Consider the following 12,539-nt stretch of genomic DNA (forward strand, 5'->3'; position numbering starts at 1 on the left):
AGATTAATATCTATAGAGTGCATTTATCATGCTATATGGGTTAGGCATATTGTCCTTTTCCATTACATAGACCTTACCTCCATTTAAAAAAGTCTTGATTGCAGCTTTATTAGAAAGTGAAACATTGGTTGGTAAAGAATTATCATCTACACGTACATGATTATTTTGAGGCTCATAAACTCCCCAAATGTCACTATTGTTCCTAATAAAAAGCGTATCAATCTTACCCATTAAAGCGGCAGGCAATACTTGTTTTATTTCAGATGATGTTCTGCCAGTATCTTCATATTGTTTAAAAAGACCAAATTTTTCAATACGTTGTTCTTCAAATAATGGCGCTACTTTGTTCCAAGCTAATTCATGCAATGTAGATTCATCGGTTTCTGATAAATTACAGGATACATAATCGTCCAAAAGATGATGATAGGTATTTACCTTTTTAAATAAACCATAAATATAGTCTTGGGAAGCAATTACCATAGGTTTGTTTTCATCACGTATCAATGTCATTAAGCCTCTATCTATTGCCCATAAATATCTTGAGATTTCATCCTTACGATCACGATCAGCCTCTCCATGCCCGTGGTATGTTGCCGTACCATGTGTTTGGTGCTGACTTCTAAATTGTAAATTCTTTTGCTCAAAATCGTACCCAACCCTTTCTTCCATCCTAGAGGGAATCAGCTCATCTATAAATATTTCTGAACTATTATATCGGGTTTGTTTGTACAGTTTTACCTTTTCCAATTCCAAGGACAATACAAAATAAGATCCATCACCGGTAAACATAGGTAATAGTGGTGAAAGGTAAAATGTATTTGCCACCTGGTTAAAAGGTTCAAATAGTATAGGTAATGTAAAGCGTTTTAAAATACCATCGGTCAAGAAAATGGCAAGACCATTTTCTTGGTGTCGCCAAAAATTACTATCGTCTATCAAGGCTTGTATTGGAGCGACCAAATCATCGATCTCATCCTTACTTAAAACTTCCTTTTCCAATTTCGTTTTAACTTCCTTTAATTGATTTTTTAATAAAAGTGCATCCTTTCTGTGTAAAACATCCTCGCCCTTTTTATGTACAGGTATATAAATAGAAATGCAAAATGCATTTTGTAAACTATCTAAACCTGCTATATCTTTTTTGGTAATTATGTCCATACCTATGTTAGTTAAAGTGTTTAAATTGAAGGTAAGCGTGTCTGTTTTTTTTTGAAATGATATAGATCAGTAAGTGTTCAAATAGCTAAAAAGCAAGACATTCCTTTTATAAAAGTTTAAGGTAAAAACTGAGCACATTATATGTTATACCTTTTATTTCTTGAATTTTAAAGCTGACAATTATCAGTATATATGGATTGGATAAATAGTAGATTTGATGTTAATACTTATGATGAAGTTGCTTTTTTAGGTTCGTTATAACACTTTAAAATCATAGTAAATAGTATACAAAAATCAATCTAAAACAAAACAACCCACAAACACAGGTTTATGGATTTTATTGACTACTACAAGGTATTGGGAGTTAACAAAGATGCGAGTACCTCCGATATTAAAAAGGCATATCGCAAGTTGGCCCGTAAATACCATCCAGATCTTAATCCGAATGATGCGGAGGCAGAAAAAAAATTTAAACAACTTAACGAGGCCAACGAAGTGTTGAGTGATCCAGAAAAGAGAAAAAAATATGATGACTATGGTAAGGATTGGCAACATGCCGAGGAGTTTGAAAAACAAAGAAAAGCTAGGTCCGAAAGTGGAGATTTTGGCAGATATACCTATTCTGGCGGACAATCTACCGAAGATTTCTCCGATTTTTTTGAAAGTATGTTCGGTGGTGGTGGCTTTAGATCTTCTGGGCGTAATGTTAGATTTCGTGGGCAAGACTATAACGCCTCTTTACAATTAAATTTAACAGACACCTTACATACCCATAAACAAACACTTACCGTAAATAACAAAAACATACGTATAACCATTCCTGCAGGAGTAGAAAATGGCCAAATCATTAAAATTACAGGACATGGAGGGCCAGGAGTCAACAATGGTCCGGCTGGGGACCTTTATATAACCTTTACCATTTACAACAATACCACTTTTAAACGTGATGGTGCCAATCTCCATAAAACCATAGAAATACCGTTAACTACCGCTGTTTTAGGTGGTGAAGTTATGACAGATACCTTAAGTGGTAAAGTAAAATTAAAGGTGAAACCAGAAACGCAAAACGGAACCAAGGTAAAATTAAAAGGAAAAGGATTGCCTAGGTATAAAAAAGAAGGTCAGTTTGGAGATCTTTTTATTACTTATCAGGTGAAAATACCATCTAATCTTAGTCCAGAACAAAAAGAAATATTTAAAAAACTGGCCGCTACTAATCTTTAACATATGGAACCCCATTTAATAAATATCAACGATTTCTGTAAAGGGCATAACATTGAAATATCCTTTATTATAGAATTACAAGAATATGGACTGTTAGCGCTTAAATCAATAAACAATGATTATTATATTGAAATTGAAGAGTTGCCAAAAGTGGAAAAACTGGTACGATTACACCATGAACTTAGTATAAATAGAGAGGGTATTGAGGCTATACATCATTTATTACAGCGCATGGAAAATATGCAGAATGAAATAAGGATACTAAGGCAACGCTTAAAACATTATGATGAGCAAACTTAATTGGCATAACCATAAATATCTTTGAAGATCTTTACTACAGAGCCCTCTTCATAGGATTGTAAATCATACCTAATCTTTACCTTTGTTCCCAAGGGTGCATGGTAATAAATTACCCAAGCATCGGCCTCCTTAGTACCAATACAACCATTAGAATAAGGTTTTTCCAATGATTTTGGATTAGTTGTGGGGTGTATCATTTGGCCATTTCTTACCCCATTGATTTCTGTTTCAATCCATGGTATTTTAGGCATTAATGTGGTTTTACCATCATCTCTTTTGGTCAAATAAAATTGCTTTCCATCTACAGGATTATAAAAATCCGGTTCTTTAACATGTTTAATTATGGAGCCACTACCAGGCAACGTTCGTAAATCTGTTTCCCTATTGCCCATTGCCAAATAACGTCTTCTATTTTGACCAACCCTAATAGGAAAAGAATATAGCAAAATAGAATCCTGATAAATTCGAAGTCTATATTCCGGTATATTAATATCTATTTCTGTTTTATCAAAAGCCTCTAATAATGTGTATGCAACAATGGAATCTGGCACTTTAAGTTTGCTGTTCATGGGCAATACTATCATTTTGCCTTGGTCGTAAACAAAAGAATCAATGGCCATCATTCTGTAGTAATCAGTATTGGCCAATGTATCTATTATCCAAGGATTGTTTCTTACCATTACATGCTCAGACAATGGATAAGGTGTCACAGTATCATACCGCTTAACTAAAGAATCCATAAAATTAAAATAGGCATCAATGGTTATGTCCTTTTTAATAGTAATTAATTTAGGTAACTCTTGCTTTTTAATTCTTTCAATAAGCAATGGGGTATTTATGGTTATTTTTTGCGGTAGTTTTGGGCTGTTTTTTTGACATGAAACCGTTATTGCCAAAATCAAACAAACCCATAAACATCCATCAAATAATTTTAATTTACCCGACATCATAGCTATTCAAAATTTTATCACATGAATTTTTAGAGAAATATGTATATGTTGATAACTGTATCTTTAGAACATCACAAAAATAGAGCGGGAATCATTTAATTAAAATGATTATTGTCATTGACCTTAATACTTAGATTCACCAAACCACCATTTGGTCTTCAAGGGTTTCTTAACTAATCCAAATTCCTTAACGGCATGAATTTTAAGGTGCTCTACCATATCACTAACAGAATCTGTTATAAACAACAAATTCATGTCCGTTTGGGAAATACTTTCGTTGGCAGCCATAAGCTGAATATGTTCATAAAGTTCTTTGTGGTATTCCTTACCAAAGAGTACTACAGGAAAATGAAGTATCATTTTTGTCTGGATAAGTGTTAAGGCTTCAAAAAGTTCATCAAGCGTACCAACACCACCAGGCATTACCACAAAAGCATAGGAGTATTTTAATAAAACAAACTTACGCACAAAGAAATAGGGTATGTCTACCCATTTATGTAAAAAGGGATTTACCTTTTGTTCAAATGGTAAAATAATGTTGCACCCAACGGAGAAACCATTATTTTCGAAAGCACCTTTATTTGCGGCTTCCATAATTCCGGGACCACCACCTGTCATCACCGCAAAGCCAAGTTCTGTTAAGGCTTTACCAACTTCTACCGCTTTTGAATAAAAGACATTTGAACTATCAAACCGTGCAGAACCAAAGACCGTAACACAAGGACCAATAAAATGTAGTTTTCTAAAAGCACGTATAAAATGATACTGTACCTTAAACGTAAACCATAACTCCTTAAAACGATTTCTAGGTCCGTCTAAAAAAGCCCTTTCTTCTTCTAAATAATATGTTTGGTTACTTTTCTTACTCTCTTTTAGCATAAAATATACATATAGAAATAGATAATTGTATTTGTAATTTTCTTAAAAATAGTCTGGCACATTCCTAATTTATATGACAACGGTCATGTTACTGCATGACTATTGTCATTTTAATCAAACTAGGGGTATTCTATATTTGGGTATACCTATTGTAACTAAAAATTGATAATGACCCTAGCCACAGAGATAGTAGTTAAAACAAAACAGTTTTTTGTACAGACTGGTGACTTGTCCAATTTTGCAGGTAGGTTTTTTAAAGAAGTATTTAAACCCCCTTTTGAATTCAAGGAGCTTTTGCGCCAATGCTATCAACTTGGTGTGCGTTCGTTATTATTGGTTGGTCTCACTGGCTTTATTATTGGTTTGGTATTAACATTGCAATCTAGACCTACATTAATACAATTTGGTGCCGTATCCATGATGCCAAATATGACAGGTATTTCCATTGTAAGAGAAATTGGGCCCGTAATTACCGCATTGATATGTGCTGGAAGAATCGCTTCTGGCATTGGAGCGGAATTAGGGTCTATGCGTGTTACGGAACAAATAGATGCTATGGAAGTTTCGGGCACCAATCCATTTAAATATTTGGTAATAACCCGGGTGCTTGCCACCACTTTAATGCTACCCTTTCTTGTTGTTTTTGGTGATATAATCGCATTATATGGGTCTGCTTTAGTTGAAAATATTAAGGGCGATGTTTCCTTTCAATTGTACTTTAATAGGGTTTTTGATGCCCTTTCCTATGGTGACTTTGTTCCTGCAACGGTAAAATCGTTTTTTTTTGGATTTGTAATTGGTTTGGTAGGTTGTTATAAAGGTTATTTCAGTAATAAAGGAACAGCCGGTGTTGGCTTAGCAGCTAATACTGCTGTTGTAATGGCATCTTTATTGCTTTTTGTGGTAGATTTTATAGCCGTTTTTGTTTCTGATATATTCTATGAACTATAAAATGGATACGAAGCAACAAACACAAATAAAAGAGAACAAAACCCTAGAAAAAGAGGTCGTTATAAAAATTAAGGATGTTTATAAAAGCTTTGGTGAAAATAAAGTTTTAAACGGCTTTAACATGACCTTATTTAAAGGGGAGAACCTTGTTGTTATGGGTAAATCTGGCTCGGGTAAATCGGTCATGATAAAATGTCTTGTTGGACTTATGAAACCGGACAGTGGTTATGTTGAAATTTTAGGTAAGCAAATAAACACATTAAATCAGCAAGAGTTAGATAAATTACGATCAGACATTGGTTTTCTATTTCAAGGCAGTGCCTTATATGATTCCATGACAGTTAGGGAAAATTTGGAGTTTCCTATGCGTAGACATAAGGAAAAATTAGGTATTGTGAAAGATACCTTGCCCCTTGTTATGGAGGCTTTGGAAAATGTTGGCCTAGCCCACACCTTAGACCTTATGCCCGCAGAACTGTCTGGTGGTATGAAAAGACGTGTGGCCTTGGCCCGTACATTGATCTTAAAGCCAAAAGTGATATTATATGATGAACCAACTAGTGGTCTTGATCCCATAACCTCAAAGGAAATTATAGAATTAATGCGCTCTATCCAGAAAAAATATGGTACATCCTCACTAATTATAACTCATGATGTTGATTGTGCCAGGGTTATTTCTGAACGAATGATCTTACTGGTAGATGGTATAAATTATGCGGAAGGTAGTTTCTCTGAATTATCAAATTCCAAGGATCCTAAAGTAGACGCCTTTTTTAAAAAATAAAAAGATATGGAAAAGACAACAATAGAAAATTTAAAACTAGGCATTTTCGTAATCTTAGGAACACTGTTATTGTTAATTGCCTCCTATCTTATTGGTAATAGGCAAAATATGTTTGGAAAAACGTTTCCCGTTACCGCTGTTTTTAAAAATGCCAACGGACTTCAAAATGGCAATAATGTTCGTTTCTCAGGTATAAATGTTGGTACCGTAAGTAGGATAGAAATGGAGAACGATACCTCTATTAGAGTACATATGATAATAGAGGAAAAAATGCAAACCTATATTAAAAATGATGCGGTAGCATCCATTGGTTCTGACGGGTTGGTAGGCAGTATGCTCATTAATATTATACCAGGCGAAGGAAAAGGACCGTTAATTAAGCCTGGCGATGAATTACCATCATATAGCAAAGTGGCCACCCAAGATATGATGAATACCTTAAGCACTACCAATGAAAATGCCGCATTGCTTACTGCTGATCTTTTAAAGGTAACGCAATCACTAATTAAAGGAGAGGGTACTTTAGGAAGATTACTAAATGATACCACTATGGCCAACGATTTGCAAAAGACCATCATAAACTTAAAACTTACGAGTAATAATGCCAACGCCACTATTTCTAGATTACATGAAATAATTTCCAATATAAACTTAAATGAAAGTATAGCTGGCGTTTTACTTACCGATACACTTTCTGCAGAAAAAATGAGAAATGTTATTGGTAATCTAGAAACATCAAGTGTAGAAATACAAGAAATCACGACGGACTTAAATACCATTATCACCAGTATGAACAGTGATAATGGTGCATTAAATTATATAATCAAGGACACTACTCTAACCAAACAGCTAGAAAAAACCATGCGTAATATACAAGAGGGTACGGAGCGCTTCAATGAAAACATGGAGGCTTTAAAACATAATTTTTTAACCAGGGGGTATTTTAAAAAGCAGGAGCGCTTACAACAAAAATTAGCAAAGGAAAACCAATAATAACACTTTTAATATGCCCTGAGAAGATTATTTACATTTTTTATTTGGCACAAAATAAACAAGACCCTTTATGGCTACCTATCCGTTTTAAAACCTAAAAGCGGATTGGTTTTTTTAATGATTTTATCAGCAAATAAGGGGGCATCCATTACGATAGATTCACCGGTTATAGCATCAACTTCATCCATTTTATAGTTACCATCACCAGAGGTGGTCAAGACTATAATTTTATCGGCAATAGTATCGGAATTTTTGATAAAGTTGGCTACAGGTTTTGGAGGCTGCCAATTTTCCCAGGTATGAAGTATTACAATGGCATTAAAATCATTTGCGTCAATATTTTCCAGTGCAGAAACATCGATTACCTTTATATAAACAGAATCTTCTTTATAGGTCTCAACAATTTCATTGGTGACCATATCCTTAAAATCACTTCCTTGGGTGGCAATCAAAAGATGTTTTTTGTAATCGGGTGAATTCACTTCGTAAGATGACACCTCATCCATGGCATACTGCCATTGGTACCAAAGAAGAAAAAGGAAGAAAATTAACATCAAGCCCAAAAAAATAAGCAACAATTTTTTCAATGTCTTCATTGTACAATTTTGTTATTGTGTGTTTTTTTATACCGATTTAAAAGCAATTTCAAGTCCTCTAGATACGCTACCAATTCGGCATCGCTCATCTCTGGATAATTAGAAGATGAAAGTGTTATTGGTGATTCTTCCAAAAATTTATAAAGCTCAGGATAATCAGTCTCTATGGTAGTGGTTAAATTGGTAATCTCCGTGATAATCGCTGTTGGTTTTGCCATAATTTTGGGATTAGGATTCCATTATATTCGACAACTTTTCATTATCCATTATAAATTCTGTCGTTTTAAAGACCTCTCTTCTATTTTCACGGAACGATTTTACAAAAGCAGCGATTTCATCTTCAAGATGTTCATGTTCCATCCGTATTATACCGGCATCTTTTAGGGTGGGGTCTTCCACTAAATATCCCAATTGAACTAAGTGTTTCCCAACTTTTTCTAGAAGGTCCTTACTTTTAGTGTTAAGGTCTAACAATCCTTTTTTTAGTTCCCTTACCATTTTAATATTTTCTGTTTTAATAATCCACATAAAATATTTATCTATCAAATGGTGCAAAAAATGTAGATCATCCCGATAAAACCCAAGATCAGATACCCAATGTTGTGACAACACATAGAGCTCATCCCAAGGTCCATTTTTTAAAAAATCAACATCCTTTTTATTATGCTCATCACCCATAATATGCTATTTAGTTTTAGTTTCTAAATATAGTAGCGAGTAACAGGACAGGAAATGACCTAAATCATTCAATAAAAATAACCTAATGACTTTGGTCATTTTGAAACTAGGGCTGGATTCCTAGTTTCACCCTAACTAATCAAACATCAAACAATGAAGACCATTCTTTATGCCACAGATTATTCTAAGGAATCCATTGCTGCTTTAAAATATGCACATACCATTGCAAAATTATTTGCGAGTAGACTCGTTGTACTCCATGTTTTCGATATTGGATTTTCATTGGCAAGTCCGATTTCGATGTCTTATTTGAATAAAGAAAAAAAAATGCAAGTAAAACACCGTACTAAACTTGAAGATTACTGTGCAGAACATTTAGGTGACTCGCTTAAAGATCTACTACCTAAAATAATGGTTGTTGAAAGTAATGTACCGGTGGATGGCATACAACAAACAGCCCTTAAAGTTGAAGCTGATCTTATAGTTGTAGGAACCAAAGGTGCTAGTGCCATAAGGGAATTTTTTCTAGGAAGTACCACAAAAGGGTTGTTTAAAAAAGCCCCCTGTACCGTAATGGCTGTGCCCCCTGAATTTAATCCAAAAAAAATAAAGACCATTGTTTATGCTTCAGATTTTGAGCAAGCAGATGTTTTCGCCATTAGAAAACTAGTTAAAATAGCAACATCATTTGATGCCAAGATCAGAATAATACATATCGCAACAGATCCAGAGAATTCTGGCTACGAACAGATGCAGTGGTTTAGGGAAATGTTACAGGAAAAAACACCTTATGCTAAAATGGAGTTTGATCTCATTTTTTCAGACAATGTACTTAAGGAATTACAAAGCTATGTGGAAGACTCAAAAATTGATCTTTTGGCCATGTTAGAACGGAAGAACCACACCTTTTTTGAAAAACACATAAAACCAGATTTGGTTAAACAACTTGTTTCGGAAACAAAAGTACCCTTAATGAGTTTTAACGAGGTTGGTCTGTAGAAAATTTCACCATTAAGTAATAAGGATGTATTAATTTTTTACTTCCACTGTACTTATAACCCCTTTTGCTTTTTTTAGTAAAGGATTTTTCAGGGTCACTTTTTCACCTCCTATCAATGTAAATTGTTTTTCTATAATATGCCTGTTCAACAGAAGCATTAGGTAACTGAAGCCAGGCAGATAACGTGTGGCAAAACTGGTGAGCTTCCCTAAACCCGTCAATGTTATTTTATGTTTTCTTTTTATAATCATAAGCCTGATACTTTTGGCAACAGCCTCGCGCTTTGCCAACTTAATATTGGTTCTTTTGGGTAAGTACACCCAACTACCATCTACATCAAGAATAATTTTTCTTGGATCGTTCTCCGTAAAGCCTACATGTGCTATACCTACATGAATGCCGTAACCATATAACTCTATCCTTAAAGCATCTGCAAGAGCTGCTTGGGCCATTTTAGTGGACGAATATGCAGAGTTAAAGGGCATACCCCTAAAACTCCCAACACTATTAATGCAAATGATATGGCCTTCAGTTTTTTTTAAATGGGGTATGGCATATTTGCATAGGTAAGCAGAACCTAAAAAATTGGTCTCTGCCAATATCATAAAATTCGTTTCGGCCATATGTTCTATAGAACCTCGACTGCTTACAGCGGCATTATTTATGAGAATATCCAATTTTTGATAATGCCCAATGGCTTTGTTGATAAGCTTTTTACATTCCACAGTATTTCTAATATCTGCTGGAACCGCAATTACATCATAACCCTTTGCTTTTAAATCTGATTTTGTTTGTTGTAATTTTTCAGTATCCCTTCCATTCAAAACAATCTTAGCGCCATAAGAGGCCAATTCGATGGCAATAGCCTTACCAATTCCCATGCTGGAGCCACTAATAAGTACCACTTTTTCATTTAGGTAATTTGGCTTCATGATTTCAATTCCTTTTTAATTCCATCTTACTACAATCTTCCCCATTGATTTTCTTGATTCTAAAAATTCATGGGCATTGGCCAACTCATCTATATGAAAATCACCTCCAACATGTGGTTTTAAAATTCCGTCCTCCGTCATTTTAACCACTTTTTCCATAGCTTGGGATAGCTTTTCTGGTCGTTCTTCTCCAATTTTTAAAATATTCACACCTATAATTCCATTAGAATTGCTTAAAAATTGAAGTGGATGATACATACCAAATTGCAAGACTATCTTAAGCTTTCCAAAAATATTCTTGGTCTGGTTCATACTGGAAACACCAAAGGAAAATAAACGTCCCCCGGCGCCTAACAAACGATATCCCTTTTTAACCGACTTGCCCCCTACAGGGTCAAATATGACATCCAATCTTTTTTTACCTAGAATTTTTTGTATGATCTCATCAAACTTTATTTTTTTGTAATTAATTGGGTGTTGTACCCCGTTTTCGCGTAAATAATTGATTTTTTCTTGGGAACTGCAGGTACCAAATACAATACACCTTTTATACAAGGCCATTTGTGTTAAAGCCGTACCTACACCACCAGCTGCCGCATGAATTAATACCTGATCATTTTCCTGCAGATTTGCCAATGTATTACTTAATACATATGCGGTAGTATATTGGGTAGCCAATGCAACTGCGGTTCCAGCGGCCAGTGAATCGGTAATCTTAAAGGTTAGGTTGTTATTGGCAATAGCATATTCAGCATATCCACCAAAACGAGTAAGTGCCGTAACCCTATCGCCAACTTTAATATGGTTTACTTCCGCTCCAATCTCTATTACTTCACCAACGACATCATACCCTAAAATTGCGGGTAATTTTGGCGTTGCCCTATAATACCCCAACCTCGCCATTACATCGGCAAAATTGAGACCAAATGCCTCTACTTTTATCAAAACTTCCTTAGAACTGGGTTTTGGCCTTTTGGTTTCCCTAATGGCAAAGGCGCTATGGGCCGATCCAAACTTTGTAAGAAAAACAGCTTTCATCAACATTATATAACATTAAGGAAGAAAGGTATAGAACTACAAGGAAATCTGTAATGACTATTATCATGAGTTGAACAAATACCAAAATGGCACTGAATATAATATTCGTAACGTAAGTTTTTATTGGTGTTATGATTAAGGGAAATTCTTTTATTCTAAAATCCTACCATCCTCCATCTGTATGATACGGTCTGTACGATTAGCAAAGTCTTCATCGTGTGTTACCACTAAAAGTGACAATCCTACATCCTCTTTGAGTCGTTTAAAGATGTTAAAAACATTTTCCGAATTATGACTATCTAAATTACCCGTTGGCTCATCGCCCATAAGAATCGTCGGGTTATTTATCAAGGCCCTAGCAATCGCAACCCTTTGCTTTTCCCCACCTGAAATTCTTGACGCCCGCTGTTTTGCCAAATGGTCTATATTCAGCATTTTAAGTTTTTGCATGGCATCTTGTTCTATTTCAGCATCGGATTTTTCAGCCAACTTTCTTGCAGGTAACATTACATTCTGCAAAACACTGAATTCTGATAGTAAATAGTGAAACTGAAATACAAAACCTATATGCTTGTTTCGAATTCTAGATAGCTCTTCATGCGGTTTTCCAGTTACTAATTCATTATTAAGATAAAGCTCCCCGGTATACTCCGTATCCATAGTTGAAAGGATATATAACAAAGTAGATTTCCCAGAACCCGACTTACCCATAATTGAAGCAAATTCACCTTCATTAACGCCAAATGAAATATCTTTTAGAACATGAAAATCCTTAGGTTTCAAAAAATGTTTATTAATGTTTCTTGTTTCTAAAACTAAACTCATAATGTAAATCAAGTGCCTCTTATAATTCGAACAGGGTCTATTTTTTTTGCTTTGTTTGAAGGTAGATAACCTGCCACAAAAGTGGAAATGAAAGCAAAAACAAAACCAATGATGTCTTGTCCTGAAATATGGCTACAGGTTAAAATTGAATTTACGCTGTTAATTTATATACCATATTCGGTGTTTTATATTCTAAAGATAAATGTAACCTAATTTCATTGTATAAATTAA

The 12,539-nt window shown here is 34.7% G+C and carries 15 protein-coding genes; 6 read left to right on the top strand and 9 right to left on the bottom strand.

Translation table 11 applies throughout. The annotated features are described in order from the left end of the window. Nucleotides 1–3: 3 nt before the first annotated feature. Nucleotides 4–1,158 (bottom strand): baeRF7 domain-containing protein, encoded by a 1,155-nt coding sequence (locus tag ACOCEA_RS17640; RefSeq protein WP_420757598.1) that lies wholly within the window; start codon nucleotides 1,156–1,158, stop codon nucleotides 4–6. 330 nt (nucleotides 1,159–1,488) lie between these two features. On the opposite strand from ACOCEA_RS17640, the gene ACOCEA_RS17645 reads away from it, so the two are divergent. Together ACOCEA_RS17645 and ACOCEA_RS17650 are read left to right on the top strand one after the other, a co-directional pair. Further along, complete coding sequence (locus ACOCEA_RS17645; RefSeq protein ID WP_420757599.1) at nucleotides 1,489–2,382, top strand: DnaJ C-terminal domain-containing protein; 894 nt, start codon at nucleotides 1,489–1,491, stop codon at nucleotides 2,380–2,382. Nucleotides 2,383–2,385: 3 nt separating this feature from the next. Beyond that, nucleotides 2,386–2,682, top strand: a complete 297-nt coding sequence (locus tag ACOCEA_RS17650) for a chaperone modulator CbpM (RefSeq protein WP_420757600.1) — start codon at nucleotides 2,386–2,388, stop codon at nucleotides 2,680–2,682. Here the strand turns inward: ACOCEA_RS17650 and ACOCEA_RS17655 are convergent. Together ACOCEA_RS17655 and ACOCEA_RS17660 are read right to left on the bottom strand one after the other, a co-directional pair. Beyond that, on the bottom strand, nucleotides 2,679–3,632 hold the full coding sequence (locus tag ACOCEA_RS17655; protein WP_420757601.1) for a L,D-transpeptidase: 954 nt from the start codon (nucleotides 3,630–3,632) through the stop codon (nucleotides 2,679–2,681). The two genes, ACOCEA_RS17650 and ACOCEA_RS17655, sit on opposite strands and share 4 nt — an antisense overlap. 123 nt (nucleotides 3,633–3,755) lie before the next feature. After that, a complete protein-coding gene (locus tag ACOCEA_RS17660; RefSeq protein ID WP_420757602.1) occupies nucleotides 3,756–4,511 on the bottom strand; it encodes an LOG family protein in 756 nt (251 codons plus the stop codon). Nucleotides 4,512–4,679: 168 nt separating this feature from the next. On the opposite strand from ACOCEA_RS17660, the gene ACOCEA_RS17665 reads away from it, so the two are divergent. Genes ACOCEA_RS17665 through ACOCEA_RS17675 form a run of 3 tightly spaced genes read left to right on the top strand, consistent with a single transcriptional unit; the run spans nucleotide 4,680 to nucleotide 7,239 of the window. Then, a complete protein-coding gene (locus ACOCEA_RS17665; RefSeq protein ID WP_420757603.1) occupies nucleotides 4,680–5,462 on the top strand; it encodes an MlaE family ABC transporter permease in 783 nt (260 codons plus the stop codon). Nucleotide 5,463: 1 nt separating this feature from the next. Beyond that, complete coding sequence (locus ACOCEA_RS17670) at nucleotides 5,464–6,246, top strand: ABC transporter ATP-binding protein (protein WP_420757604.1); 783 nt, start codon at nucleotides 5,464–5,466, stop codon at nucleotides 6,244–6,246. A 6-nt stretch (nucleotides 6,247–6,252) separates the two neighbouring features. Continuing rightward, entirely contained in the window at nucleotides 6,253–7,239 is a 987-nt protein-coding gene (locus ACOCEA_RS17675) for an MlaD family protein (RefSeq protein WP_420757605.1), read from the top strand. A gap of 74 nt (nucleotides 7,240–7,313) precedes the next feature. Here the strand turns inward: ACOCEA_RS17675 and ACOCEA_RS17680 are convergent, their stop codons facing one another. From ACOCEA_RS17680 to ACOCEA_RS17690, 3 genes are read right to left on the bottom strand one after another with little or no spacing between them, the layout of a single operon-like run. Beyond that, nucleotides 7,314–7,835, bottom strand: a complete 522-nt coding sequence (locus ACOCEA_RS17680) for a hypothetical protein (RefSeq protein WP_420757606.1) — start codon at nucleotides 7,833–7,835, stop codon at nucleotides 7,314–7,316. Continuing rightward, nucleotides 7,832–8,053, bottom strand: a complete 222-nt coding sequence (locus tag ACOCEA_RS17685) for a hypothetical protein (protein WP_420757607.1) — start codon at nucleotides 8,051–8,053, stop codon at nucleotides 7,832–7,834. The genes ACOCEA_RS17680 and ACOCEA_RS17685 overlap by 4 nt, the downstream gene beginning before the upstream one ends. Before the next feature lie 10 nt (nucleotides 8,054–8,063). Then, nucleotides 8,064–8,513 (bottom strand): hypothetical protein, encoded by a 450-nt coding sequence (locus tag ACOCEA_RS17690; protein ID WP_420757608.1) that lies wholly within the window; start codon nucleotides 8,511–8,513, stop codon nucleotides 8,064–8,066. A 153-nt stretch (nucleotides 8,514–8,666) separates the two neighbouring features. Between ACOCEA_RS17690 and ACOCEA_RS17695 the strand changes: the two genes are divergently transcribed. Continuing rightward, nucleotides 8,667–9,512 (top strand): universal stress protein, encoded by an 846-nt coding sequence (locus ACOCEA_RS17695; protein WP_420757609.1) that lies wholly within the window; start codon nucleotides 8,667–8,669, stop codon nucleotides 9,510–9,512. 30 nt (nucleotides 9,513–9,542) lie between these two features. Here ACOCEA_RS17695 and ACOCEA_RS17700 read toward each other — a convergent pair whose 3' ends face one another. The 3 genes from ACOCEA_RS17700 to ACOCEA_RS17710 form a co-directional block, all read right to left on the bottom strand. Beyond that, nucleotides 9,543–10,445, bottom strand: coding sequence for an SDR family NAD(P)-dependent oxidoreductase (locus ACOCEA_RS17700; protein ID WP_420757610.1), 903 nt, complete (start codon nucleotides 10,443–10,445; stop codon nucleotides 9,543–9,545). A gap of 15 nt (nucleotides 10,446–10,460) precedes the next feature. Then, a complete protein-coding gene (locus tag ACOCEA_RS17705) occupies nucleotides 10,461–11,483 on the bottom strand; it encodes a zinc-binding dehydrogenase (protein ID WP_420757611.1) in 1,023 nt (340 codons plus the stop codon). Nucleotides 11,484–11,633: 150 nt separating this feature from the next. Beyond that, complete coding sequence (locus tag ACOCEA_RS17710) at nucleotides 11,634–12,308, bottom strand: ABC transporter ATP-binding protein (protein ID WP_420757612.1); 675 nt, start codon at nucleotides 12,306–12,308, stop codon at nucleotides 11,634–11,636. Nucleotides 12,309–12,539: the final 231 nt, after the last annotated feature.

It is taken from the genome of Maribacter luteocoastalis, from assembly GCF_048890225.1.
GTDB classification, from domain to species: domain Bacteria; phylum Bacteroidota; class Bacteroidia; order Flavobacteriales; family Flavobacteriaceae; genus Maribacter; species Maribacter luteocoastalis.

Excerpts from the sequence above, each read along its gene's own strand:
- ACOCEA_RS17640 (WP_420757598.1), bottom strand. The coding sequence starts at position 1,158 with ATGGACATAATTACCAAAAAAGATATAGCAGGTTTAGATAGTTTACAA.
- ACOCEA_RS17645 (WP_420757599.1), top strand. The coding sequence starts at position 1,489 with ATGGATTTTATTGACTACTACAAGGTATTGGGAGTTAACAAAGATGCG.
- ACOCEA_RS17650 (WP_420757600.1), top strand. The coding sequence starts at position 2,386 with ATGGAACCCCATTTAATAAATATCAACGATTTCTGTAAAGGGCATAAC.
- ACOCEA_RS17655 (WP_420757601.1), bottom strand. The coding sequence starts at position 3,632 with ATGATGTCGGGTAAATTAAAATTATTTGATGGATGTTTATGGGTTTGT.
- ACOCEA_RS17660 (WP_420757602.1), bottom strand. The coding sequence starts at position 4,511 with ATGCTAAAAGAGAGTAAGAAAAGTAACCAAACATATTATTTAGAAGAA.
- ACOCEA_RS17665 (WP_420757603.1), top strand. The coding sequence starts at position 4,680 with ATGACCCTAGCCACAGAGATAGTAGTTAAAACAAAACAGTTTTTTGTA.
- ACOCEA_RS17670 (WP_420757604.1), top strand. The coding sequence starts at position 5,464 with ATGGATACGAAGCAACAAACACAAATAAAAGAGAACAAAACCCTAGAA.
- ACOCEA_RS17675 (WP_420757605.1), top strand. The coding sequence starts at position 6,253 with ATGGAAAAGACAACAATAGAAAATTTAAAACTAGGCATTTTCGTAATC.
- ACOCEA_RS17680 (WP_420757606.1), bottom strand. The coding sequence starts at position 7,835 with ATGAAGACATTGAAAAAATTGTTGCTTATTTTTTTGGGCTTGATGTTA.
- ACOCEA_RS17685 (WP_420757607.1), bottom strand. The coding sequence starts at position 8,053 with ATGGCAAAACCAACAGCGATTATCACGGAGATTACCAATTTAACCACT.
- ACOCEA_RS17690 (WP_420757608.1), bottom strand. The coding sequence starts at position 8,513 with ATGGGTGATGAGCATAATAAAAAGGATGTTGATTTTTTAAAAAATGGA.
- ACOCEA_RS17695 (WP_420757609.1), top strand. The coding sequence starts at position 8,667 with ATGAAGACCATTCTTTATGCCACAGATTATTCTAAGGAATCCATTGCT.
- ACOCEA_RS17700 (WP_420757610.1), bottom strand. The coding sequence starts at position 10,445 with ATGAAGCCAAATTACCTAAATGAAAAAGTGGTACTTATTAGTGGCTCC.
- ACOCEA_RS17705 (WP_420757611.1), bottom strand. The coding sequence starts at position 11,483 with ATGAAAGCTGTTTTTCTTACAAAGTTTGGATCGGCCCATAGCGCCTTT.
- ACOCEA_RS17710 (WP_420757612.1), bottom strand. The coding sequence starts at position 12,308 with ATGAGTTTAGTTTTAGAAACAAGAAACATTAATAAACATTTTTTGAAA.